We start from the raw sequence: 22,984 nt of genomic DNA, 5'->3' as shown, positions 1-22,984 counted from the left end.
AGCAGTCGCCCGCGCCGTAAGCCCCTCGTTCGTCCGGCAACGACTACCGCTCGTTGTCGGACATGGCAAAGCCGTTCCTCATGGCGCAGCTCGTGGTGTAGAGCACGCTTGCGAGCAGCTTTTCCGTCTGGTCCTTGAGCTCGGCACACAGGTCGTCGTTGGCCTTGGCAAGCGCCGCGGGGATATCCGCCTCGGCAAGGCCCGCGACCGCTCGATCCGTTTCGCGCAACATCTTATGGCCGAGCGCGCCGATCTTCTCCTGATAGGACTCGACCTTGGCGCCCGTCTCATGGAAGCGCGCGTCGGCAAGTGCCGCGATGACGCGGTTGGCCCAATAGAAGTTCTCGGTGGTCACGCGGTCGGTGGTGTTGGAGAGGTACTCGGGGAACGCATCGACGTTGGCGTAGAGCCCCACAAGCGCATTGAACACATTGGAGCCGAACGCCATCCACTGGATGCAGCGCAGGGGCTCGGGCACGTACGGGCGAATCTGCAGCACCGCGAGCTGGCTGTTGCGGTTGATGCCGATGGGTCGATAGGCGTTGCGGCTGGCCGCGGTGCCCTTGGAGCCGTAGCAATCGAATGCCGTTCCCTGATAGTGGGCGGAGAGCACGTATTTGACGTCCTCGATGGTCACCTTGCGCTCGGGTACACGGCTCCACGGGATATCGTCATCCTCCGGGCCGAATGCGGCGTCCTCCCCGTCCCAGCCGTCATGCGGGTTGAGGCAGCGCTGCATATACCACGCGCGCGGCGTGTTGTACACGTGGTCGGAGTCGGAATGGGAGCCAAAGGCCTCGCGCGGGTTGAAGATCTCACCCGAGAGCATGCCCTCGCGCACGTCCGCGATGAGATCCATGAGGTCGGCCATGTACTCCTCGTACGCATCGGCCTCCTCCTCATCCATATCGTCGAGGTCGTCGTCGAAGAACTCCTCGTCCAAGATGTCCTCGGGCTCGAGACGGCTCGTGTTGGTGAGGTTCAGGTGGTTCTCGGCCATCCACTGGCGCAAATCGGGACTCGCCATGTGCTCGACCTGCTCGCCCTCGGCATCCAGCAGGTCGAAATAGTCGATACCGAGCTGGTTGGGCATGGTCACGTAGGCATCGTCGGGCACGCGCTTGGCGATCCAATGGTGGCCGCCGATGGTCTCGAGCCACCAGATCTCGTCCTCGTCGGAGAACGCGATGCCGTTCATCTCGTAGGTGCCGTACTGCTCGAGCAGGGCGCCAAGGCGCTGCACGCCCTCGCGCGCGGTGCGCACGTACGGCAGGACCACCGTCACGAAGTCCTCCTCGCCCAGGCCGCCGGGAATGGCAGGGACGTAGCCCTCCTCGCCCTCGACGCCCTTGGCGGGAACGTACTCCACAAGCGGGTCGGCACCGAGCACGCGCTCGTTGCTCGTGATGGTCTCCGTCGCGCTCATGCCCACGTTCGCCGTGTTGAAGCCGGCGGCAGCCCAGATGCCATGACCGGACAGGGCATCGGGAACGCTCGAATAGCGCATGGGGTTGTCGGGCAACTCGAACGTCACGTGCGACAACACGCTCGTGTAGGTCTTCGGCTGATCCTCGGGATGCACCACCTGCATCTTCTTCGGCTCGAATTGACCGTTCGGCGAGTCCTCGTTGCGCGCCACGATCGTCGACCCGTCGTAGCTCGCGTTCTTTCCCACCAATATCGTCGTGCAGGCCATGCATCCTCCTTTGAAGACGAATATCCATTAAGGGCAGTGTACCCAGCCGAGCGGACTCAAGACGCGAGGCGAACCGGCGCGGCGCGCGGTCGCGAGCAAGCCGCGGCGAGCGGCTGGGGCAAAGAGCGGTTGCCGACTACTCGAACGCCCGCCGCCGGGATCGCCCGGGGACCGCTACATCAGCCCATGCTGCATTTTTGCCGCCATGACGACGTTGCTCATGAGCATCGCGCGCGTCATGGGCCCGACGCCGCCGGGAACGGGCGTGATGGCGCCGGCGACGAGCTCCGCCGAGTCGAAATCGACATCGCCGCACAGCTTGCCGTCCTCATCGCGATCCATTCCGACGTCGATGACCGCGGCGCCGGGCTTGATCCACGGACCCTTGATCATCTTGGGGATGCCGCAAGCGGCTACGAGAATGTCCGCGCTCTGGCAGATGCGGGCGAGCTCTCGCGGATCGGTGTGCGAGTGCGCCACGGAGATCGTCGCGTTTTGGGCGAGCAGCATGAGGGACATGGGCTTGCCAACGATGGAGGACCGTCCCACGATGACGGCGTTCTTCCCCGAGACGTCGATGCCGTACGCGTCGAGCATCTCCATGATGCCCGCGGGGGTGCAGGGCCGCAGGCCCGGCAGGCCGCGAACGAGCCTGCCGAGGTTCTCGGGGTGGAAACCGTCGACGTCCTTGGTGGGGTCGATCGCGGCGACGACCGCCTCCGCGTCCAGGTGGCGCGGCAAGGGCATCTGGACGAGGATGCCGGCGATGCCCGGGTCGTCATTCAGCGTGCGCACGAGCTCCATGAGCTCGTCTTGCGTCGTCTGCTCGGGAAGCTTGAAGTCGCGCGACGGTATGCCGCACTGCTCGCAGTCGCGCAACTTGGCGCGGACGTAGGTTGCGGAGCCCTGGTCGTCTCCCACCAACACCACGGCGAGCCCGCAGGGAATCCCCCGGGCGGCAAGCTCCGCAACCTCCGCCGCGGCGCGAGCACGCACATCGGCGGCCAGACGTTTTCCATCGATACGCAATGCCATAGAGATCCTTAGAAGAGGCCGGTGATGACGCCGTCGTCATCCACATCGATATTCTCGGCTGCGGGCACCTTGGGAAGCCCCGGCATGGTGAGCACGTTGCCCGTGAGCGCGACCACGAAATGCGCGCCGGCGCTCACCTTGAGTTCGCGGACGGTGATGCGGAACCCCTCGGGCGCACCGAGCAGCTTGTCCTGATCCGTGAAGGAGTACTGGGTCTTCGCCACGCAGACGGGCAGATTGCCAAAGCCGTTGGCGCGCAGCTCGGCCAGCTGACGCTTGGCGGCCGGAGTGAAATCGACGCCATCGGCACGGTACACCTTGGTCGCAACCGCCTCCAGGGCATCGGCGATATCCGCGCCGTCCTCGTACGCAAAACGCAGGTCGCTCGGCTCCTCGACCAGGCGCATGACCTCGTCGGCCAGCTCGAGCGCGCCCTCGCCGCCCTTGGCCCATACCTCGGACAAACGGACGTTCACGCCGAGCTTCTCGCACTCGGAGGCGATCAGGTCGAGCTCCGCCTGGGTGTCGGAGGGGAAGCGATTGATGGCGACCACGCAGGGCAGGCCGTAGACGCTCTGGATGTTATCCACATGACGGAGCAGGTTGGGCATGCCGGCCTTGAGCGCCTCGAGGTTCTCCTCGTTGAGATCGGCCTTTGTGACGCCTCCGTTGTACTTGAGCGCGCGTGCGGTAGCGACGACCACGACGGCGCTCGGACGGATGCCCGTCATGCGGCACTTGATATCGAGGAACTTCTCCGCACCCAGGTCGGCGCCAAAGCCCGCCTCGGTAATGGCCACATCGCCAAAACGCATGGCCATGCGGGTCGCCATGACGGAATTGCACCCGTGGGCGATGTTCGCGAACGGGCCTCCGTGGACGAAGGCGGGCGTGTGCTCGAGCGTCTGCACCAGGTTGGGCTTGAGAGCGTCCTTGAGCAGCGCGGCCATGGCACCCTGGGCCTTGAGCTGGCGGGCGCGCACCGGCTCGCCGGCGTAGGTGTACCCGACCACGATCTCACCCAGGCGCTGCTTGAGGTCGGAGATGGAGGTGGACAGGCAAAGGATGGCCATGACCTCGGAGGCGACGGTGATGTCGAAGCCGTCCTCGCGCGGAACGCCCTGGGCCTTGCCGCCGATGCCGTCGATCACGTGACGGAGCTGGCGGTCGTTCATGTCGACCGCGCGCTTCCACGTGATGCGCTTGACGTCGATGCCCAACGCGTTGCCCTGCTGGATGTGGTTGTCCAGCATTGCCGCGAGCAGGTTGTTGGCGGCGCCGATGGCGTGGAAATCGCCGGTGAAGTGCAGGTTGATGTCTTCCATCGGGATGACCTGTGCATACCCGCCGCCCGCGGCGCCACCCTTGACGCCAAACACCGGACCGAGCGAGGGCTCGCGCAGGGCGACGGCGCTCTTCACGCCGCGACGGCGAAGCGCGTCGGCGAGGCCGATGGTGGTCGTAGTCTTGCCCTCGCCGGCAGGCGTGGGGTTGATTGCGGTGACGAGGACGAGTTTGGCCTCGTGATCGGAAGGCTCATTGAGCAGCGAGTAGTCGACCTTCGCCTTGTCGAAACCGTAGGGGATCAGGTGCTTGGCATCCACGCCGGCGGCCTCGGCCACCTGCTGGATCGGCCACGGCTCGACGGAATGCGCGATCTCGATATCGGTCAACATAGCGAGTCCCTTCGTGTTGAGGAATAACCAATCCAGAATAGCACGTGCGCAGAAGGCCCCGCCGCAGCCTGCAAACCGTCAACCAATTGTTCGCATGACAAATATTGCACCCGTCCCCGTTCTTGCCATGGTTAATCTGGGGACGGGTGCAATATTTGTCATCCGCATGGAGGGCATCGGGGATGAAGGTCGATATTTTGTCCGGACGAACCGTTAGCCTCTTGCTCCGAGCAGTGGGGCCGATGCGAATGCCGTTTGGGCTACACTGATACCCATGTATGCCGACGACCAACGATTGGGGTGCGCAGCGTGACCATCATCATGCGAACGTTTGATACCTCGTTTCTGAGAACCCCCCCCCAGCACGCCTAACTAGCACGGCGGCGGGCGGCACGCCTCCCGCAGGCAAGACCCTTCGCGCCCGCGGCGCGGCATGCACGAGCGGGGGCCGCCCATGAGTGCCCCCATCACCTACCGCGGCTCCATCACGCGCGAGCAGTGGCTCGTCGACGAGACCCGCACGGTCGCGCGCCTGCGCCTCGAGGACCCTGCGCTCCTCGACACCCGCGTCCTCGCCGCGCATATCCTCGAAAACAACCTGTTCCAATACCCCACCGAGCGCGAGGTCGGCTCCATCGCGCGTGCCTGCGCGCGCAGGCTCGACGCGCTCTCGAGCGACCCGGATCGGCGCGACCGCCTGACCCACCTCATCGCGCGCGGCACCACCGAGCAGCTCAGGCAGGCGAACCTCTACGCCCTCATGTGCGACAACCGCCTGGTTTGGGACTTCATGACCTGCGCCGTGGCGGGCAAATTCTCCATGCTCGACATGCGCCTGGGAAAGGCGGAGATCGCCGCGTTCCTCGAGGGCCTGCGCGCCCAAGATGAGCGCGTCGCCACCTGGAGCCCCGCCACCCTCAACAAGATCCGGCAGGTGCTCGCGCAATGCCTTGAGCAATGCGGGATGTACGACCGCAAGACGGAGCAGCTGAGCACGCTTCTGCTCGACTACGACCTGGAAAACCTCATACGCGAGAACGGCGACGCCGGCATCCTGCCCGCGTTCGGCCTCACGCGATAGGAGGAGCCCGCATGAACGCAACAAACTCCCCCACCCTCGCCCAGAGCTTCGAGGTCATCCGGTCCAAACTCCGCGACCCAGAGTTCCTCGCCTGCCGCGGGCTGGGCAACGAGGTCCCCTTCCACGTCTTTCCCTACGACGCCGCCGACGAGCCGGAGGTCCGCGCGCGCCTGCGCGACCTTTTGAGCGAGGACCCCGCCCGCCTCGAGCCCGTGCGCATCATCCACGTCGACTTGTGGGAGCTGATCTGCGATCTGTGCGAGCGGCGCGGGCTCATGGAGAAACTCCCCGCCTTCGAGCGCAAGCGCGGATCTGACGCCCTGCTCGCGCGCCTGCAGGCCATCGCCTCGCCGGCAAAGCTCGTCGATCACATGCGCGAGCGCCTCGCGGCGGAGTACGGCGAGCCGCAGCCGGGCCGCGACGTGCTGCTCATCTCGGGCGTGGGGCGCGCCTACCCCATCACGCGGGCGCACCAGATTCTCGAGTGCGCGCAGCCCATCTTCTCGCACATCCCCGTCGTCCTGTTCTACCCGGGCGTGTACGACGGGCAGACGCTCAGGCTCTTCGGCTCGATAAACGACGGCAACTACTACCGAGCGTTCAACATTTTATAACCCCCTCTAGACTCATCATCCCTGTGAACCCTCGCCACTCCGTCAGGTCAGGCACTCTCCAGAAAGGACACCCCATGCGCATCCAGGACATGTTCGAACGCGACATCGACCGCAACATCAACGGCGTCATCAAGATCGAGCAGAACGACGAGGAGGTCATCGAGCAGGAGCTCGCCGAATACGTGGTGACCAACGAGCTGCGCGGGCACTTCTCAACGTTCTTCGATGCCTACGAGCGCGCGCTCGACGCCCCCACCGACAAGATCGGCGTATGGATCTCGGGCTTCTTCGGCTCCGGTAAATCGCACTTCCTCAAGATGCTCTCGTACCTGCTCTCGGGGCAGACGGCAAACGGGCGCGCGGCCATCGACATCATCGCGCCGCGCTTCGAAGACCCCATGATCGAGGTCAAGGCGCGACGCGCCGTGGACGTCCCCACCGAGACCATCCTGTTCAACATCGACTCCAAGGGGCCATCCAACAAGGACAAGACCGCCATCCTGCGCATCTTCGCCCGCGTGTTCTTCGAGCACCTCGGGTTCTACGGCGAGGATCTCAAGCTCGCGCGACTGGAACGCGACATCGACCAGAAGGGCAAGACCGAGGCGTTCCGCGCCGCGTATCGCAAGATCACGGGCACCGAATGGCTCGACGAGCGCGACGCCTACGACCTCAACAGCGACGCCGTCATCGACGCGCTCGAGCAGGCGGGCGCCATGAGTCGCGAAGCCGCGGAGCGCTGGTTCAACAACACCGAGGAGTTCGAATTCACCATCGATTGGCTCGTGCGCCAGATCAACCAATACGTGACCGAGCGCGCCGAGCAGGAAGGCGGCGAGTTTCGCCTGTTGTTCATGGTGGACGAGGTGGGCCAATACATCGGCACCGACACGAGCCTCATGCTCAACCTCCAGACCATCGTCGAGGACTTGGGCGCGCAGTGCGCCGGCCGCGTGTGGGTGGTCGTGACGAGCCAAGAGGCCATCGACGAGATCACCACCGTGGCGGGGCAGGACTTCTCCAAGATCCAGGGACGGTTCAACACCCGCCTGTCGCTTTCGAGCACCGGCGCGGGCGAGGTCATCCGCCGGCGCATTCTCTCCAAGAACGAGCACGCGCACGACCTGCTTACCGTTGAGTACGGCAAGAACGCCACCGTGCTCAAAAACCTGTTCACCTTCAAGGGGGCGCGCAACGACCTGGGCGGCTATGACGGCGCGGAGAGCTTCGCGGACGCGTTCCCGTTCGTGAACTACCAGTTCAAGCTCATGCAGGACGTCATCAACGGCCTGCGCAACCAGGGCAGCTCGGGCAAGCACCTGAGCGCCGAGCGCTCCATGCTCTCGGGCTTCCAGGAAGTCGCCCAGGCGCTCGAGGACCGCGACGAGCACGCCCTGGCGCCCTTATGGATGTTCTACAACACCGTGCAGTCCTTCCTCGAGGGCTACCATCGCCGCGTGATCGACCGCGCCGCGGCCGCCGCGCGCGACGGCGCCGGCCTTGAGGAATACGACGTCGCCGTGCTCAAGCTGCTGTTCCTCATCAAATGGGTGAGCCAGGAGATGCCGGGCAACGTGGACAACATCGCCACCCTCATGGCAGACGACCTGCGCGCCAACCGCGCCGAGGTGCGCGAGCGGGTGCAGGCCGCGCTCGAGCGCCTGGAGCGCGAGAACTACATCACGCGCAACGGCGAGTGCTACCTGTTCCTCACCGACGACGAGCAGGAAATCGCGCGCCAGATCGCCCGCACGCAGGTGGACGCGGCAAAGCTCACCAAGAAGGCCGCCGAGATTGTGTTCGGCCAGATTTTCGAGACGCCCAAGATCACCGTGGGCAAGAACAACTTCCCCGTGGCGGAATGGCTGGACGAGACCCGTGTGAACAACGCGGCCGGCCTCACCCTGCGCGTGCTCGCCCGCATGGACGGCAACGACGCCCCCGGCCGCGACGAGCTCATCTTGCGCTCGAGCCGCGGTGAGGCGATCGTGCTGCTCTCCAGCGAGGTCGATTTTTACAGCTGCCTTATGGAGGCGGCGCGCATCCAGCAGTTCGCGAGCGCGACCATCATCGCCAACCTGCCCGCCAACCAGCAGGACGTGATCCGCGCCAAGCAGCAGGAGCGCACCGCACTCGAGACCAAGGCGCAGGCGCTCATGGAGGAGGCGGTGCGCCGCGGCGAGTTCTACGCCGGCGGGTCCCAGGTCACCATCACGGGCACCAACTCCGCCAAGAAGCTCATCGAGCAATGCACGGCAAAGCTGGTGGATGCCGTCTACACCAAACTCGGCTACATCGACCGCAATTACGACGACGATGCCCAGATCAGGCAGATCCTGAACGGTGCCGCACCCGCGCTCGAGGGCATCGAGCCCAACAAGCGCGCCATCGACGACGTGCGCACGTTCCTTGGCGCCCAGGCCATGCGCGCGGTGAGCGTGTCCATGGACGACCTGCAGAAGCGCTACCAGGCGGCCCCCTATGGATGGCGCGAGCGCGACATCGCCGCCGTGGTCGCCGAGCTCATCACCGCCGGCGAGGCGCGCGTAAGCTACGCCGGGCAGGTCGTGGACGCGCACGACGCCAAGATGATCGACTATCTGCGCAAGCTGAGCATGACGCAGCGCACTGTGGTTGAGATGCGCGTGCGCGCCTCGGCGGGAGATATGACCCGTGCCCGTCGCGCGATCGAGACGCTCTGCCGCGTTCACGACCTCCCCACCGAGGAGGAACCGCTTGCCGCCGCCTGCCGCAGCGCCCTGCAGGAGCGCCTGAATGGTCTAAACGGCCTCATCACCGGAGCGTACAACCGCAATCCCAACTACCCGGGCTATGGCACGGTGGCAGACGCCGCAGCCCTCATCAATGAGCTGCTCGCCATTCGCGGGGACTCCGGCGATTTGCTGCGCGCCATCGCCAAGGAGGAAAACGCTCTGCGTGACGCAGGCGAGGACTTGGAGGACGTCGACGGGTTCTTCCCCGATATGCAGCGCATCTACGACAACGCCTCCAACCTGCTCAAGCGCCTCGATCAAGACCGCAGTTACCTTGCCGCCCACGAGGAGGCGACCAAGGCGATCGGGGATATCGAGCGCATCCTGGGCAGCGAGCGGCCGTATAGGCAGATCACCGACCTCGGCCCGGCCATGCAGGCGATCGAAAGCGCGCACGCCGAGCTGCTCGAGTCCAAGCGCGCGGACGTGAGCACGCAGGCTCAGGACATCTTTGCGAGCATCCACGAGCACGGGCGGGAACTCGACGTGTCCCTCAGCCTGATCGAGCAGACCGAACTCGCACGCCGCGAGGCCATCAGCCGCGCAGACACCCTCACGCAGCTCGACGCCCTGGCCTCCCGGCTCGGCTCCGACCAGACGAGCCTGTTCCAAAAGCTCGATGAGGAGCATGAGCGCATTCATCGCCCGGGCCCCGCATGCGAGGGTGTCACAGTCGCCACCGAGCACCCTACACCCAGGCGCCCGGAACGCAGGGTCAAAGAGGTGCGTCGCGCACTGGCATTCAAGCCCAAAAGCAACCTATCAAGCAAAGAGGACATCGACGCGTATTTGGAGAATGCCCGCGCGTACCTGCTCGAACAGCTCGCCGGCAACGACGCCATCTCGCTCAAATAGGAGGACTCCATGGACACCAAGGCACTCGAGAAGTTCTGCCCCTGGGCTCGCATCGAGCTCATCGACGCCGTGCACTTGCGCTGTGTGCGCTACGCGCTGGACGACGCCGGGCGCGCCGCCCACCCCGCCGATGCGGACGTAATTGGCGGCACCGTGCTGACCCCTTCCGAGAAGACGCAGCGCGCCGCGCTGTTCGAGCGCATCGAGCGCCTGAACGAGGAACGCGGCGGCAAGGGCTACGCCGCGTTTTGCGAACAGCAGGCGTACAGCTGGTTCAACCGCTTCGCCGCCATCCGCTTCATGGAGCTGCACGGGTACCTGAGCAACAACGTGCGCATGCTTTCCGCGGGCAGCGGGGCGTTTGAACCCGAGTGCCTGCGCATGGCGAGCGAGCTCGACCTGCCCGGGCTCGAGCTCGCGGAGGTGCTCGACCTCATCACCGCAGGCGACGACGAGGCGCTCTTCCGCCGCATCCTCGTGGCGCAGATGAACGAGCTCGCCGACTGCCTGCCCACCGTGTTCGGCCACGTGGACGACGCCGACGCCCTCACCCTGCCCGACAACCTGCTGGCCCACGGCGAGCACGACGTGCTGTTCCACCTGGTTGCGGATATTCCCGAGGAGGCGTGGGACGACGTCGAGGTCCTGGGCTGGATGTACCAGTTCTACAACTCCGAGCTCAAGGATGACTTCTTCAAATCCAAGCGCAAGGCCGCGGTGGAGGACCTGGCACCCGCCACGCAGCTGTTCACGCCCGACTGGATCGTGCGCTACATGGTGGAGAACTCACTCGGGCGCCTGTGGATGCTGAACAACCCCGGCAGCCGCCTGCGCGAGGGCATGGCGTACTACATCGAGCCCGATGCGGGACACGAGGACTTCATCCACATCGAGGGGCCCGAGGACATCACCTTCTGCGATCCGGCGTGCGGAAGCGGCCACATCCTGGTCTACGCCTTCGAGCTGCTTTTCAGGATGTACGCCGAGCGCGGGTACCGCGAGCGCGATGTCCCGCGGCTCATCCTCACGAAGAACCTCTCCGGCATGGAGATCGACGAGCGCGCCGCCCAGATCGCGAGCCTGGTGCTCGCCATGTGCGCCCGCGAGCACGACCGCCGGTTCTTCACGCGCGGCGTGAAGGCGGACGTCCGCGTGCTGGGCGGCGTCGACATCGACGTCGACGCCCTCGACCCCGCGAGCGCGTTGCGCCAGCGCCCCAAGCTCATCGAGGCCTTGGCGCACCTGGGCGAGGTCGGCAGCCTGCTCGCGCCCTCGCCCGAAGACCTGGGTGCCCTCAAGAGCGAGCTCATGCGGGGCCTCTCAGGCGACCTGTTCGTCTCCCACACGCAGGCTGGCATCGAGCGGGCGGCAGAGCTCTGCGAGACCCTCTCCCGCACCTTCGATGTCGTCGTGGCAAACCCGCCCTACATGGGATCGAGCAGCTTCAACCCGTTCATGAGCAAGTGGATGAAGAAGAACTACCCCGATTTCAAGAGCGATCTGTTCGCCGCATTCATCTCCCGCATCGGCAGCCTCTGCGCCACTCATGGCGAAGCGGGCATCATGTCACCCTTCGTCTGGATGTTCATCGGCAGCTACGAGAAACTGCGTAACGTGATGATCGACGAGAAGACCCTCACATCACTCGTCCAGCTCGAGTACTCGGGCTTCTCAGGGGCGACCGTTCCCATCTGTACATTCACGTTCCACAACTCACATGTCGACGGCTACATGGGCGGCTATGTACGACTGTCCGATTTTGTCGGGGCTGCGGTTCAGGGGCCAAAGACGCTCGAGGCCATCCAGAACCCCGACTGCGGCTGGTTCTACCGCGCCGATGCCTCGACCTTCCACGACATCCCCGGCTCCCCCATCGCCTACTGGGCTAGCGACGCCGTGCGTCGAGTTTTCGAATACGGCGAGCCTCTTGGTAATGACACTCCAACCCATCTTGGAATGGCAACCTGCAATAACGAACGCTTTCTCAGATATTGGTGGGAACCGAGCAACGAATTAGTTGGAACCCCTGACGATTTCTCTAAGGGATCTTCACAACGTCGATGGGCCCCCTACAACAAGGGAGGCATCTATAGAAAATGGTCGGGCAATGACGAATACGTTGTCGATTGGAAAGACAGCGGGCGATACATCAACTCATGCGGCGCGGTAATGGTAAAAGAATCCCTTCGTTTTCAAGAAATGACCTCATGGAGCCGCGTATCAAGTGGCATGCTCGCCGTTCGATACAAAAAACCTGGCTACCTGTTTGACATGACTGGGCCCGGCGCCTTCGGAAATCACTCTGATTTAATATGGCGTACTGCATTTCTTAATAGCTCAACATCCATGTACGTTGCTCGCTTCATGTCTGCAAGCCTTGATTTTCAACCCGGCCAGATTGCACAATACCCTATCATCGAGGAAGACTCCTCTATTAAGTTAGTCATGCCTCTTGCGTATGATTGCATTGACCTCAGCCAACTTGATTGGAACGACAGGGAAGCTGCTTGGGATTTCAAGCGCAGCCCCCTTATTCCTAACTCCGATGCTGAGGCTGCCCCACACCCTAAGGCCGGACTGTCTTACCACCTCATGCCGGTTTCTGCCAAAATTACTGAGAATCCGGGGGATAAATCATGGGGCTTGCCTAGTTTAGGGGCCTCTCGCGGAGCTCTCGAAGCATGAACTTGTACATGTCCCGCCCCCGCATGTTGAACCTGAACTCGCATTCCTTCAGATGGAGGTAGAAGTCCTCCTTGGGTATCCCCTGGTATTTTACCAGCCTGTTCTTGGCGTAGCCCCAGAAGCTCTCGATGCCGTTGATGTGGTTTCCCGGGTTGCCCCTCTCGACGAACTCGTTCTCGCGGTGGCGCACGCGGTAGTGGTGGCGGTAGCCCCAGTCCACCAGGCCGTCGTAGGACGCGAACCCGTCGGTGTACATGGTCGAGTCCTTGGACACCTTCCCCTCGATGACCTGCATCAACGTCCTTCTGGTGACGTCCGGCACGATCCGCGTGTAGACCCTGCCGCCGCGCTTGAGCAGCCCGAAGACGATGGTCTTGCCGCGCGCCCCGCGCCCCCGGACGCCCCTCACCCGCCTGGCCCCGAAGTAGCTCTCGTCGGCCTCCACCTCGCCATCGAAGGGGCTGTCGGCCTCGCAAATCTCGGCGATCCGGACGCGGAGCATGCCGTAGTAGCGGTTGACCGTGTTGCGGTTGAGGCCCGTCAGGGAGGCCGCCGAGAGCGCCGTGACATCGGCGCAGAAGAGCCTCAGCAGCTCCCTGAACTTGCGCTCCGAGAGGTGCGAGTTTTTGACGTACTTGTTCTTCGGTGCCTTCTTGCTGCTCATGGCCTAATTCTAGAGCCTTTCCGGCCCCTAAACTAGGCAAGCCCCTAAATCATATACCGTGACCATTGATGTCAAGACTTCCCATGGCAGCAGAGATCACCGTCGAGATGACGATATCCTCGATGGAATTCCTCAACTGTACCTAAAAACGAAAAAAGATCCCATTTCTGGAGAGGCGGATACCCTCTCAGGAGCGTGGACATATTCCCCCTACAACGAAGAATACTGTCACAAAAACGAGGCATACAGATGCAATCTAGTAATTCCTGGCAGCAAGTTAAATGGCATCGGAATTATCTCATGGCTCTGCAAGCAAACCATAATGATAAAAGGAACTGCAAGTAGTTCTGCACCCTCCTACTACTCAATTGCATATTCCGAAGACGAGCGCTCTTTCTTCTTCAAAGGGATTACTTCATGACCATCCGAGCTGTCGTCGCCTCACCTGCTAAGTATAAATCGCAGAACGCGCGAGCAACGTGCTGCATCGCGGGTCCTACCAAGGCGCTGATGGCGTTGCCCATCCGGGAGGCATCCTACCGCCAATCGAAAACAGAGCCCCGAGAGCCCACTCTGCCAAAACTGTGCGCAGGGCAGACGTGCCTCACCCCAGCATGCGGCCAAGCCTTTGCTGTCGATTGCGTCACACGGGTGCATTGGGGAGCCGATAAACCCGAAAAAAAGCCGGGGAAAACGTCCCCGGCACTTGGCTTCTTTCGAAGGACCCCACTCAATTATGCCACATTGATACAGCCGGGCGCTAATCTGCTTTCTCGAAATAATCGCGTAGGGATTCAAGCGCTTCGTCGCGCCAAGAGTCAATGTTCTTGTAGTCTTCCTCGCTCATCACAAGGAAGAACTCACCAGATGGAACCCGTACGAAGAACGGTCCTCCGGCCTCTTTATAGTCTCGCGATAGCGCGTCGTCCTTGGCTTGCACCACAGGCAGCGAGTCAAAATCTGGAAACATACCTACATCGCCTTCTTTCGTATTTTCCTGAGAAAGGTCCTTTTGAAGTCGCACCACTGACCCAAAAATCTGGTTTCAGATGGACCAATTTCTCCAGTCCGGTACTTTGCTGCCGCAAGCTCAACCCCGCAGATAAAATCTGCCATCTGAGCAAGGCGATAGTCCGTAGGACTTGCCTCCTTATACATGATCGTCTGCCTACTCACGGCATACTCAAACGCATGGTGGAGCACGTGCGTGATGATGCGCTGTCCATCGTCGTAGTAAATCTTGATGCGGTCATAGCCCTGCAGCCACGCGAGATGCTCGAAAAGAAAGGCAATCAGGTCACGCTTCATCTTGACCCTAAGCGCCGCCGCGTCCTCAAACTGGTCCTTGCGATACAAAAACGTTGTGTAGCGAACGGGAGCTATAGAACAAAAGACGGTAAAGCTCATCAGAAGACCATTGCGCCCAGGGGTATCGAGTCCCTCATATGGGCCATTACCTCTGATGAGCGGAGCGAAATGCATCGGAATGTCCTTGAGCCCCCTGTTCGCAAGCGAGCGCTCATAGGAGGCGACAATGCCAGAGATGTCGTCGGATTGGTCATGGAACAGGAGCGTCAGAAGGTAGTACCTGGAATCCTCTCCCATGTTTCCGGACTCATCAACGAAAACAGAAAGCTCATACATACGGAGATCGCCCCTAAACAAAAAATGCCGGGGGGTATCCCCCGGCCCTTGGCAGATCTCCTTATGTGGAAACCTGTCGTATTTATACCACGAACCGGAACGTCTATTCAATTCTACCCAAAGTAGAACACATGTTCTACACTATTGATACGAACATTTGTTCTCCATATAGAAAGGCAGCTTAACATGGCAACCCTCATCCGCGACAAGTACGAGGCGCACAAAGCCGAGGTCAACGCCCGATTTGATCAGCTTCGGGCTAACGAGGAGGAGCTCAACCGCATCTTCGCCAAGATCTACGACATGGAGGGCGAGGTGCCCATCGAGGTCGAGGACAAGTACGTCTCGGTGGCGCGCATCTTCGACACCGCCGAAGATGTCCCGGAATCGTTCAAGGGCAACCGCTACGTGCGGACCAAGCGCGACGAGATCATCTCGCTCATCTCCTACGCCGTGGGCTGCATGTTCGGCCGCTACTCGCTCGACGTCGAGGGCCTGGTGCTGGCCGACGCGGGCGACACGGTGGAGGACTACCTCGCCAAGATGCCCGACCCGACACATGTGACCTTCATGCCCGACGCCGACAACGTGCTACCCATCACCGACGACGAGTACTTCAAGGACGACATCGTGGCGCGCCTGGTGGACTTCGTCCGCACCGTCTACGGCGCCGAGACGCTCAACGATAACCTCGCCTTCATCGCCGACGCCCTCTCCCCCGCCGCCAAGGCGGCCCCGCTCGAGGTGATCCGAGCGTACTTCCTCAAGGAGTTCTACGCCGACCACTGCTCCACCTACAAGAAGCGCCCCATCTACTGGCTGCTCGACGCCGGTAAGAAGAACAGCTTCAAGGCGCTCTTCTATATGCACCGCTACCGTCCCGACCTCATGGCCTGCATCCGCACCGACTACGTCCACCCGCAGCAGGAGCGCCTACGCGGGCGCATCGCAGACGCCGAGGAGGAGCTCATCCACTGCGAGCCGCGCCGCAAGGCAGCGCTCAACAAGAAGCTCAAGCAGCTGCGCGACCAGGAAACTGAGCTCATCGCGTATGAGGAGAAGATCCACCGCTTCGCCGACCAAATGATCGCCATCGACCTGGACGACGGCGTGAAGACCAATTACGCCACCTTCCAAGACGTACTCGCAAAGGTCAAGTAGCCATGCTCTTTGGCCGGTTCCCCAACGACATGGATGAGTGAGACATGAAGCTATCCGATATACAGCAGGAGCTAATCAGGCTCTTTGACGAACAAGACGCATCGGCTGGCACCGTCGTGGTGTGGCACGACCCGGATGGCGCGTTTGCCGAATCCCTCGACGCGCTCGATCTGCCGGGCGTCGACGTGATGCGCGAGGAGGAGCACGAGCTGTTCTCGCTCAAGCGCACGCTGAACGGCGACCTCGCGGGCCATCGCATCCTGCTCTACCGACCGCGCCCCCGCCGCCTGGAGGGCGACTGGCTCGCCGACGTTGAGGCTCGCTCCACCAGCTTCGCCGCCGACTACACCTCCATGCAGCTGCGTGAACTCAACGCAGTCGACACCCACGAGATGCGCGAGGTGCTGGCCGCCCACAAGGCGCAGCTCGCAAAAAAGACCGTGCTGCGCAAACTCACGCGCTTAAGCGCCTCTTTTGAGCAGCCGCAGCAGCTCGCCTGCGGCCTCATGGCCATCGCGCTCGACGCGCCCTCTCCCGACGCGCAGGCCATCGTACGCGCATACCTCATCGCGGCGCTGGCATCGGATGGAGCCGAGGCGCTCGCCCAGGTTGAGCGCATGGGCTGCACCGACGAGTTCCAGGCGGCAATCTCCGCATGGATTGGCTATACAGGCGACGCGAGCGACTTCATCGCGCTCGGGCGGCACGTGCTCCTGTGTGCACTCGCCGGCGCTTTGCCCAACGACGCCGCCTCGGTGCTGCCCGCAGACGTGACCTCGGGCAGCACCGCGCTCTGTCAGGATATCGTGCGTGGCTGGTGTCAGAGCGCCGAGCGGGACTCCCTGTTCGAGCTCGCGCAGCTCGTGGAGGAGGTCGCGCCCGTCGAGCAGATGCTCGCCCAGGTGCCACTCGAAAACCTAGGCGATATCGATGTGTTCCCCTGCATCGATGCGCTCATCTTGCGCCACCTGTTCCATGACGTCGCAGCGTCGCCCGAAAACGCACCCGCTGCGCTCGCACTCGCCCAAGCACGCCACAGCACGGCCTGGTATCGGGAGTTCTCCCTTTGCTATGACGGGCTTGAGGCGGCCGCGCGCATGCAGCGGTTCCGCAATGAGCACCCGGGCGGCATCGACGCTCTTTCTGCAGAGCGTGTCTGGGGCCTCTACACCGGCGAGCTATACCGCCTCGACACGTGGTACCGCCAGATGCACCTCGCACTCGGGCGCGCCCTCATCAGTGCACCATACGGGCTCGACGAGGACTTCCGCGCATGCAGCGATCAGATCGAGAACCTCTACAAGAACTGGTTTTTCGCCGGCATTTCGCGCCGGTGGGAGGACGCCGCCGAGGACGGGCTGTCTCGAAACGGCTATGTTGACGGCATCCCACGTCAAATCGATTTCTTCATGAGCTCCGTCGAGCCGATTGTTCGTGCGGGCAAGCGCGCCTGCGTCATCGTCTCTGATGCCTTGCGCTACGAAGTCGCCGCGGAGCTGGCGGAAACGCTCGAGCAAAACACCAAGGGGACATGCGAGCTCGCTTCCATGCAGGCCACATTCCCCAGCATAACCTCGTGCGGCATGGCGTCGCTGCTGCCCTGCGGACACCTCACCATGGATGCGAGCGAGCCCGGGCGGCTGCGCGTGCTGCTCGACGGCTCGGAGGTGGCTACGACCGCCGCGCGCCAAGAGCAACTGCGCCGCAGCGACCCGCACGCCGTCGCCATCACCTACGACTCACTCGTCAACGAGATGAGCGCGAGCCAACGCAAGGACCTCGTCAAGGACGCGCAGGTCGTCTACGTCTATCACAACATCATCGATGCGATGGGCGACAAAGCACCCACCGAGCGCAAGGTGTTCTCAGCCTGCGACGATACGGTGAAGGAGATCTTCGGCTTGGTGCAGCTCATCTGTCGCGAGCGAATCGCAAGCCAGGTCGTCGTCACCGCCGACCACGGCTTTCTCTATACCGACGAGCCGCTCAGCACCTCGGAGCACACCGTCGCGGCCGAGATCGACGGAGACACGATCGTCGTCGGGCGCCGCTACGCCATCGCCGAGGGCAGCGCGCGCTCCGACGTCCTCATGCCCATCGCCCTGCCGCACGCGGAAGGCAAGCTCAAGGGCTTCGCGCCTCGGCGCTGCACGCGCATCGCCCGGGCAGGCGCGGGCGAGAATTACGTGCACGGAGGCATCTCCCTGCAGGAGCTCTGCGTGCCCGTGCTCACGTTCACCAACAAGCGAGCGGGCAGCAAGGGTTATGTGGAAAGCGAACAGGCAACGCTCTCGCTCATCACCACCGTCGACACGATCTCGAACAGCATCTTCAAGCTGGACCTGCTGCAAGACAAGCCCGTGGGCGGCAAGGTTCTCCCCGCCTCGTACGACGTGTTCGTGGGGAACGCATCGCGCGAACCCGTAACCGACATCGCGCATGTCGCAGCCGACCGCACGCAAGACTCCGCAGATGAGCGCGTCATCCCCATCACGCTCAATATCAAACCAGGTGTAACCGTGAGCGAGCAGGAGCCGTATTTCCTCTACGCGCGCAACTGCGACATCGGCACCGTGGACACCTTGCGCGAGCTGCGCATGCGAATTGCCTTCGCCCCTTCGTTTGATTTTGGATGGTAACCCATGGATTCAAGTTTCGGCACCTGCGGCGTGCCCGCATATGAAGCAGATGAGCTCGACCGCAAGATCATCGAGCATTTCCCCGGCAAGATCGTGCGCAAGGACCTCACCTCCCTCATGAAGCGCAGCGCGGGCATCCCCACGTACGTGCTGGAGTACCTGCTGGGCATGTATTGCGCCACCGATGACGAGGCGGCGATCGCCGATGGCATGGCGCGTATCCGAAAAATCCTCGCCGAGAACTACGTTCGCCCCGAGGAAAGCGAGAAGATCAAGAGCCGCATCCGCGAGCTGGGGCAATACACCGTGATCGATAAGGTGAGCGCCCGCCTGGACGAATACCGCGATCTCTACATCGCGCAGTTCACCAATCTCAACATCGAGCCGTTCGTCATGCCCGACGAATACGTCCGCCAGCACACAAAGATCCTCACGGGTGGCATATGGTGCATCATGCGCATCCAATACCTGCGGCCCGAGGACATCGCGGAGGACCCGCTTGCCGATATCTTCGGCGATGACCCCGCCGAACAGCGCGGGCGGGCGCGCAAAGGGCGAACCTCGGGCAAGGGCAAGCGCGGGCCCGAGGACTCCCCTTTCAAAATCGCGAGCCTCACACCCATCCAGATGCCCAGCCTCGACCTGCCCGAGTTCGTGAGCCATCGAGAGGCGTTCAGCACCGACGAGTGGATTGCGCTGCTGCTCCGCTCGGCCGGATATGAACCGTCCGCCCTCACGCCGCGCGAGCGCATGCACTTCCTCACGCGCATGGTGCCGCTTGTGGAGCTCAACTACAACCTGTGCGAGCTGGGGCCCCGCGGGACGGGCAAGTCCCACATCTACACCGAGGTCTCGCCCTACTCCTACCTGCTCTCCGGCGGGCAGACCACCACGGCAAAGCTCTTCGCCAACAACGCGGCGCGCGCGGGGCAGCGCATCGGGCTGGTGGGGCATTGGGATTGCATCGCGTTCGACGAGGTCGCGGGCATGAACTTTCGCGATCAAAACGCCATCCAGATCATGAAGGGCTACATGGCGAACGGCACCTTCGGCCGCGGCACCGAGTCGTTTAACGCCGAGGCGTCCATGGTGTTCGAGGGCAACATCAACGACTCCGTGGCAAACGTGCTCAAGACCACACACCTGTTCGACCCGTTCCCGCCCGAGTTCAACAACGACAGCGCGTTCTTCGACCGCATCCACTGCTACCTACCCGGCTGGGAGGTGCCCAAGATGCGCTCGGACCTCATCTGCGAGCGCTACAGCCTCATCACCGATTGCCTGGGCGAATTCCTCCACGCCATGCGCAGGCGCGACTTCACGCACCACATCGACCGATACTTCCGCCTGAACAGCGATTTCAACCGCCGCGACGAGATCGGGGTGCGCAAGACCTTTAGCGGGCTCGCCAAGCTCATTTTCCCCGACGGCAAAATGGATCGTGAGGACGTGCGCATGCTGCTGGAATACGCCATCGAGGGGCGCAGACGCGTTAAAGAACAGCTCAAGACCATGGCGGGCATCGAGTTCATCGATGTGAAGCTGGGATATACGGATGTGGAGAACCCCGTGGAGATGCACGTAGTTGGCGTGCTGGAACAAACCGACGACGCGCTCATTCCCGACACCACGCCGCAGGCAGGCCACGTCTTTGGCGTGGGTCGCTCGGTTGCCGACGAGATGGCCATATACAAGCTCGAAAACAAGGCCGTGAGCGGCAACGCCGCGTTTAGGATGGAGGGCGTTGGGCCGAACCGCGAGGTGCGTGATGCGCTGAATGCCGCGTTCGAGCAATTCAAGAACTGCGCTCCGTGGCTGGCAGCCGGCATGCACGTGACAAGCAGGGATTATCTGCTCTTCTGCAACGACCTGCAGGCGAAGGGACCCTCTGCGGAGGTGTCGCTGGCCGAGTTCATCGGTCTGTGCTCCGCCGCATCGGGACGCCCCGTGATAGCGGGACTGGTGATTCCCGGCATCCTGCGCCTCTCTGGGTCACTGGAGCCCATCAGCAACTTAGCGGATGTCCTGCGCGTCGCGAAGAACGCAGGCGCCAAGCGCATCCTGCTGCCGATGAGCTCCATCGCGGACCTGCAGGGCGTCGCCCCCGAGCTGATCGGAGCCGTGAGCCCCGAGTTCTACGAGACCGGCGACGCCGTGGCTGCGGCGCGGCGAGCCCTTGGACTGTAAGGCCTACCGCGCCGCCGGCTCCATTCCAAGATGCTCAAAGGCCGCGGGCGTTGCCATGCGGCCCTGGGGCGTACGGACAATGAGGCCGCACTGCAACAGATAGGGCTCGTAGACATCTTCCAGCGTGTTGGCGTCTTCCCCCGTAGCACTCGCCAAGGTAGACAGGCCCACGGCACGGCCACGGAACGTCTTGCACAGCGTCTCGAGAATGCGGATGTCCATCCAGTCGAGGCCCAGCTCGTCGATCTCGAAGAACGCCATGGCCTCCTGCGCGATGCCCAGCTCGATGGAGCCCTCACCCTTCACTTGGGCGTAATCCCGGACGCGCTTGAGCAGGCGGTTGGCGAGACGCGGCGTGCCACGCGAACGCGAGGCCACCTCCTTGGCGGACTCGCGGTCGATCTCCACGCCGAGTATGGCGGCGGAGCGGCACACGATATCGGCAAGGTCCTCGATACCGTAGTAGTCGAGCCTGAACGATATGCCAAAGCGGTCGCGCAGAGGGCCGGTGAGCATGCCCGAGCGCGTGGTTGCCCCCACGAGCGTGAAGTGCGGGATGTCCAGGCGGATGGAACGCGCGGCGGGCCCCTTGCCGATCACGATGTCGAGCGAGAAGTCCTCCATCGCCGGATAGAGGATCTCCTCGACCTGACGGTTGAGCCGGTGGATCTCGTCGATGAACAGCACGTCGCCCGGCTGCAGGTTCGTCAAGATCGCGGCGAGATCCCCCGTCCGCGCGATGGCGGGACCGGAGGTCGTCTTGATCTGGGCCCCCATCTCGTTGGCGACCACCGTCGCGAGCGTGGTTTTTCCCAAGCCGGGGGGACCGGAAAAGATCACGTGGTCGAGGCTCTCCCCACGGCTCTGAGCGGCCTCGATAAGGATCTTGAGGCTCTGCTTGATATGGTCCTGACCGCAATAATCGTCGAGTCGCTGCGGGCGCAGGCTCCGCTCGACGTCAAGGTCGTCCGAGGTCAGCTCCCCCGTCACAAACCGTTCGTTGTCCCCATGCGATCCACGTGCCGCGGGTGCATCCGCCCACAGGTCGGTCGATTCGTCTACTTCCCACATCATGCATCCATTCCCAGGCGCTTGAGGGCGGCTGCCAAAAGATCCTCGACGCGCATGTCCGCGCCGTCATACCCGGACAACGCGAGGGAGACCTCTGCGGGCGTGAAACCCATGGAGAGCAGCGCCGCGCTCGCGTCGTCCATGGCATTGGGCGCAACCGGCCGGGCGACATCGAGCGGCAGCGGAATGGAGGCCGCGACGGCCGATCCCGCAAGACTCCTGTCCTTGGAAAAAGCGCCCTTGAGCTCCAGGATCAAACGCTGCGCGGTCTTCTTGCCCACGCCGGGGACCGTCGCCATGCCCTTGTCGTCCTCGGCCATGACGACGGCATACAGCTGGGGGACGCTGAACGTGGTGAGGATCGCCAAGGCGAGCTTCGCCCCCACGCCGCTCACCGCCACCAATTTATCGAACATCGTGCGCTCGTCCTTGCTGGCGAACCCAAAGAGCGTGCACGAGTCCTCGCGCACGACCATGCGCGTGTACAAAAGGACCTTACCGCCCACCTGCGGCAGTCCCGCGGCGGTCGTGCCCGATATGCCGAGCTCGAAACCTACACCGTTGACATCGATGACCGCCATGCTCGGCGTTGCCTCGGCCACCGTGCCGTGAAGCTGAGAAATCATGCGTACGGGTTTCCCTTCTGCTGGGCGTATGCTCCGTTGGTGAGCGCATGGGTACGGCGCAGGTGCGCATGGCAGACCGCGCACGCGAGCGCGTCTGCCGCGTGATCGGGCTTGGGGTCGTGGTCGAGGTGCAGCAGGGTCCGAACCATATACGTCACCTGGGCCTTGTCCGCCGACCCCGTACCCACCACGGCCTGCTTGATCTGCATGGGCGTGTACTCTCCCACCTCCACGCTGCACAGGGAGCAGGCGACGAGCGCCGCCCCGCGCGCATGCGCCGTGGGAATCGCCGAGCGGACGTTCGCACCGAAGTAGATGCCCTCAACGGCAGCCTCCTGAGGATGATACCTGTCGACGACCGTCGTGAGCTCGTTGGCGATGCGCCGCAGGCGGGCGGCGAGGTCCGAACCCGCAGAGGTCTCGATGCAGCCGTAGGCACGACAGCGGACCTCGCCGTGACGCTCCTCGACGATGCCCCAGCCCGTATGCGCCAGACCGGGGTCGATCCCCAAAATGACCATACGCCCCCTCTCGAAATTCGAACGTTTGTTCTACTATATCACGAGACCGGACGGA

The 22,984-nt window shown here is 63.0% G+C and carries 17 protein-coding genes; 8 read left to right on the top strand and 9 right to left on the bottom strand.

The features are described 5' to 3' along the window. Window positions 1-43: 43 nt before the first annotated feature. The 3 genes from LK434_RS01385 to LK434_RS01375 form a co-directional block, all read right to left on the bottom strand. Window positions 44-1,696, bottom strand: coding sequence for a C69 family dipeptidase (locus tag LK434_RS01385; protein ID WP_006722020.1), 1,653 nt, complete (start codon window positions 1,694-1,696; stop codon window positions 44-46). 174 nt (window positions 1,697-1,870) lie between these two features. Then, a complete protein-coding gene (folD, locus tag LK434_RS01380) occupies window positions 1,871-2,731 on the bottom strand; it encodes a bifunctional methylenetetrahydrofolate dehydrogenase/methenyltetrahydrofolate cyclohydrolase FolD (protein ID WP_006722021.1) in 861 nt (286 codons plus the stop codon). 8 nt (window positions 2,732-2,739) lie between these two features. Beyond that, the gene (locus LK434_RS01375; RefSeq protein WP_006722022.1) at window positions 2,740-4,407 is read right to left on the bottom strand and encodes a formate--tetrahydrofolate ligase; all 1,668 of its coding nucleotides are present in this window, start codon (window positions 4,405-4,407) and stop codon (window positions 2,740-2,742) included. Between the two features lie 454 nt (window positions 4,408-4,861). Between LK434_RS01375 and LK434_RS01370 the strand changes: the two genes are divergently transcribed. The 4 genes from LK434_RS01370 to pglX all read left to right on the top strand — a co-directional run bounded on the left by LK434_RS01370 (window position 4,862) and on the right by pglX (window position 12,416). Continuing rightward, the gene (locus tag LK434_RS01370) at window positions 4,862-5,488 is read left to right on the top strand and encodes a DUF1819 family protein (protein ID WP_040361884.1); all 627 of its coding nucleotides are present in this window, start codon (window positions 4,862-4,864) and stop codon (window positions 5,486-5,488) included. An 11-nt stretch (window positions 5,489-5,499) separates the two neighbouring features. After that, window positions 5,500-6,102, top strand: coding sequence for a DUF1788 domain-containing protein (locus LK434_RS01365; protein WP_006722025.1), 603 nt, complete (start codon window positions 5,500-5,502; stop codon window positions 6,100-6,102). Window positions 6,103-6,176: 74 nt separating this feature from the next. Beyond that, window positions 6,177-9,731 carry a BREX system P-loop protein BrxC gene (brxC, locus tag LK434_RS01360; RefSeq protein WP_006722026.1) on the top strand — a complete coding sequence of 1,185 codons (3,555 nt, stop codon included), beginning with the start codon at window positions 6,177-6,179 and terminating at the stop codon, window positions 9,729-9,731. Between the two features lie 9 nt (window positions 9,732-9,740). After that, window positions 9,741-12,416, top strand: a complete 2,676-nt coding sequence (gene pglX, locus LK434_RS01355) for a BREX-1 system adenine-specific DNA-methyltransferase PglX (protein ID WP_227917783.1) — start codon at window positions 9,741-9,743, stop codon at window positions 12,414-12,416. Here the strand turns inward: pglX and LK434_RS01350 are convergent. Beyond that, window positions 12,379-13,080: an IS1595 family transposase gene (locus LK434_RS01350; RefSeq protein WP_227917782.1), complete on the bottom strand. Its 702-nt coding sequence runs from the start codon at window positions 13,078-13,080 to the stop codon at window positions 12,379-12,381. The genes pglX and LK434_RS01350 overlap by 38 nt on opposite strands. A gap of 58 nt (window positions 13,081-13,138) precedes the next feature. Here LK434_RS01350 and LK434_RS01345 point away from each other — a divergent pair, with 58 nt between their 5' ends. After that, window positions 13,139-13,501, top strand: a complete 363-nt coding sequence (locus LK434_RS01345; protein ID WP_148334674.1) for a hypothetical protein — start codon at window positions 13,139-13,141, stop codon at window positions 13,499-13,501. 339 nt (window positions 13,502-13,840) lie between these two features. On the opposite strand, the gene LK434_RS01340 is transcribed toward LK434_RS01345, so the two are convergent. Then, window positions 13,841-14,050, bottom strand: coding sequence for a hypothetical protein (locus LK434_RS01340; protein WP_006722028.1), 210 nt, complete (start codon window positions 14,048-14,050; stop codon window positions 13,841-13,843). A 2-nt stretch (window positions 14,051-14,052) separates the two neighbouring features. Then, on the bottom strand, window positions 14,053-14,724 hold the full coding sequence (locus LK434_RS01335) for a DUF3800 domain-containing protein (protein WP_006722029.1): 672 nt from the start codon (window positions 14,722-14,724) through the stop codon (window positions 14,053-14,055). 186 nt (window positions 14,725-14,910) lie between these two features. On the opposite strand from LK434_RS01335, the gene LK434_RS01330 reads away from it, so the two are divergent. From LK434_RS01330 to brxL, 3 genes are read left to right on the top strand one after another with little or no spacing between them, the layout of a single operon-like run. Further along, the gene (locus LK434_RS01330) at window positions 14,911-15,885 is read left to right on the top strand and encodes a BREX-1 system adenine-specific DNA-methyltransferase PglX (protein ID WP_006722030.1); all 975 of its coding nucleotides are present in this window, start codon (window positions 14,911-14,913) and stop codon (window positions 15,883-15,885) included. 44 nt (window positions 15,886-15,929) lie between these two features. Then, window positions 15,930-18,524, top strand: coding sequence for a BREX-1 system phosphatase PglZ type A (pglZ, locus tag LK434_RS01325; protein WP_006722031.1), 2,595 nt, complete (start codon window positions 15,930-15,932; stop codon window positions 18,522-18,524). A 3-nt stretch (window positions 18,525-18,527) separates the two neighbouring features. Next, entirely contained in the window at window positions 18,528-20,711 is a 2,184-nt protein-coding gene (gene brxL, locus LK434_RS01320; protein WP_006722032.1) for a BREX system Lon protease-like protein BrxL, read from the top strand. Between the two features lie 3 nt (window positions 20,712-20,714). Here brxL and ruvB read toward each other — a convergent pair whose 3' ends face one another. The 3 genes from ruvB to ruvC are packed head-to-tail and all read right to left on the bottom strand — an operon-like array spanning window position 20,715 to window position 22,929. Then, window positions 20,715-21,782: a Holliday junction branch migration DNA helicase RuvB gene (gene ruvB / locus LK434_RS01315; protein ID WP_040361887.1), complete on the bottom strand. Its 1,068-nt coding sequence runs from the start codon at window positions 21,780-21,782 to the stop codon at window positions 20,715-20,717. Beyond that, window positions 21,782-22,408 (bottom strand): Holliday junction branch migration protein RuvA, encoded by a 627-nt coding sequence (gene ruvA / locus LK434_RS01310; RefSeq protein ID WP_006722034.1) that lies wholly within the window; start codon window positions 22,406-22,408, stop codon window positions 21,782-21,784. The genes ruvB and ruvA overlap by 1 nt, the downstream gene beginning before the upstream one ends. Beyond that, a complete protein-coding gene (gene ruvC / locus LK434_RS01305; protein WP_006722035.1) occupies window positions 22,405-22,929 on the bottom strand; it encodes a crossover junction endodeoxyribonuclease RuvC in 525 nt (174 codons plus the stop codon). The genes ruvA and ruvC overlap by 4 nt, the downstream gene beginning before the upstream one ends. Between the last annotated feature and the right edge of the window lie 55 nt (window positions 22,930-22,984).

This window comes from Collinsella stercoris DSM 13279 (assembly GCF_020735465.1).
GTDB lineage: Bacteria > Actinomycetota > Coriobacteriia > Coriobacteriales > Coriobacteriaceae > Collinsella > Collinsella stercoris.
The sequence above is the reverse complement of the archived record's forward strand: the minus strand, read 5'-3'. Positions and strand labels throughout refer to the sequence as shown.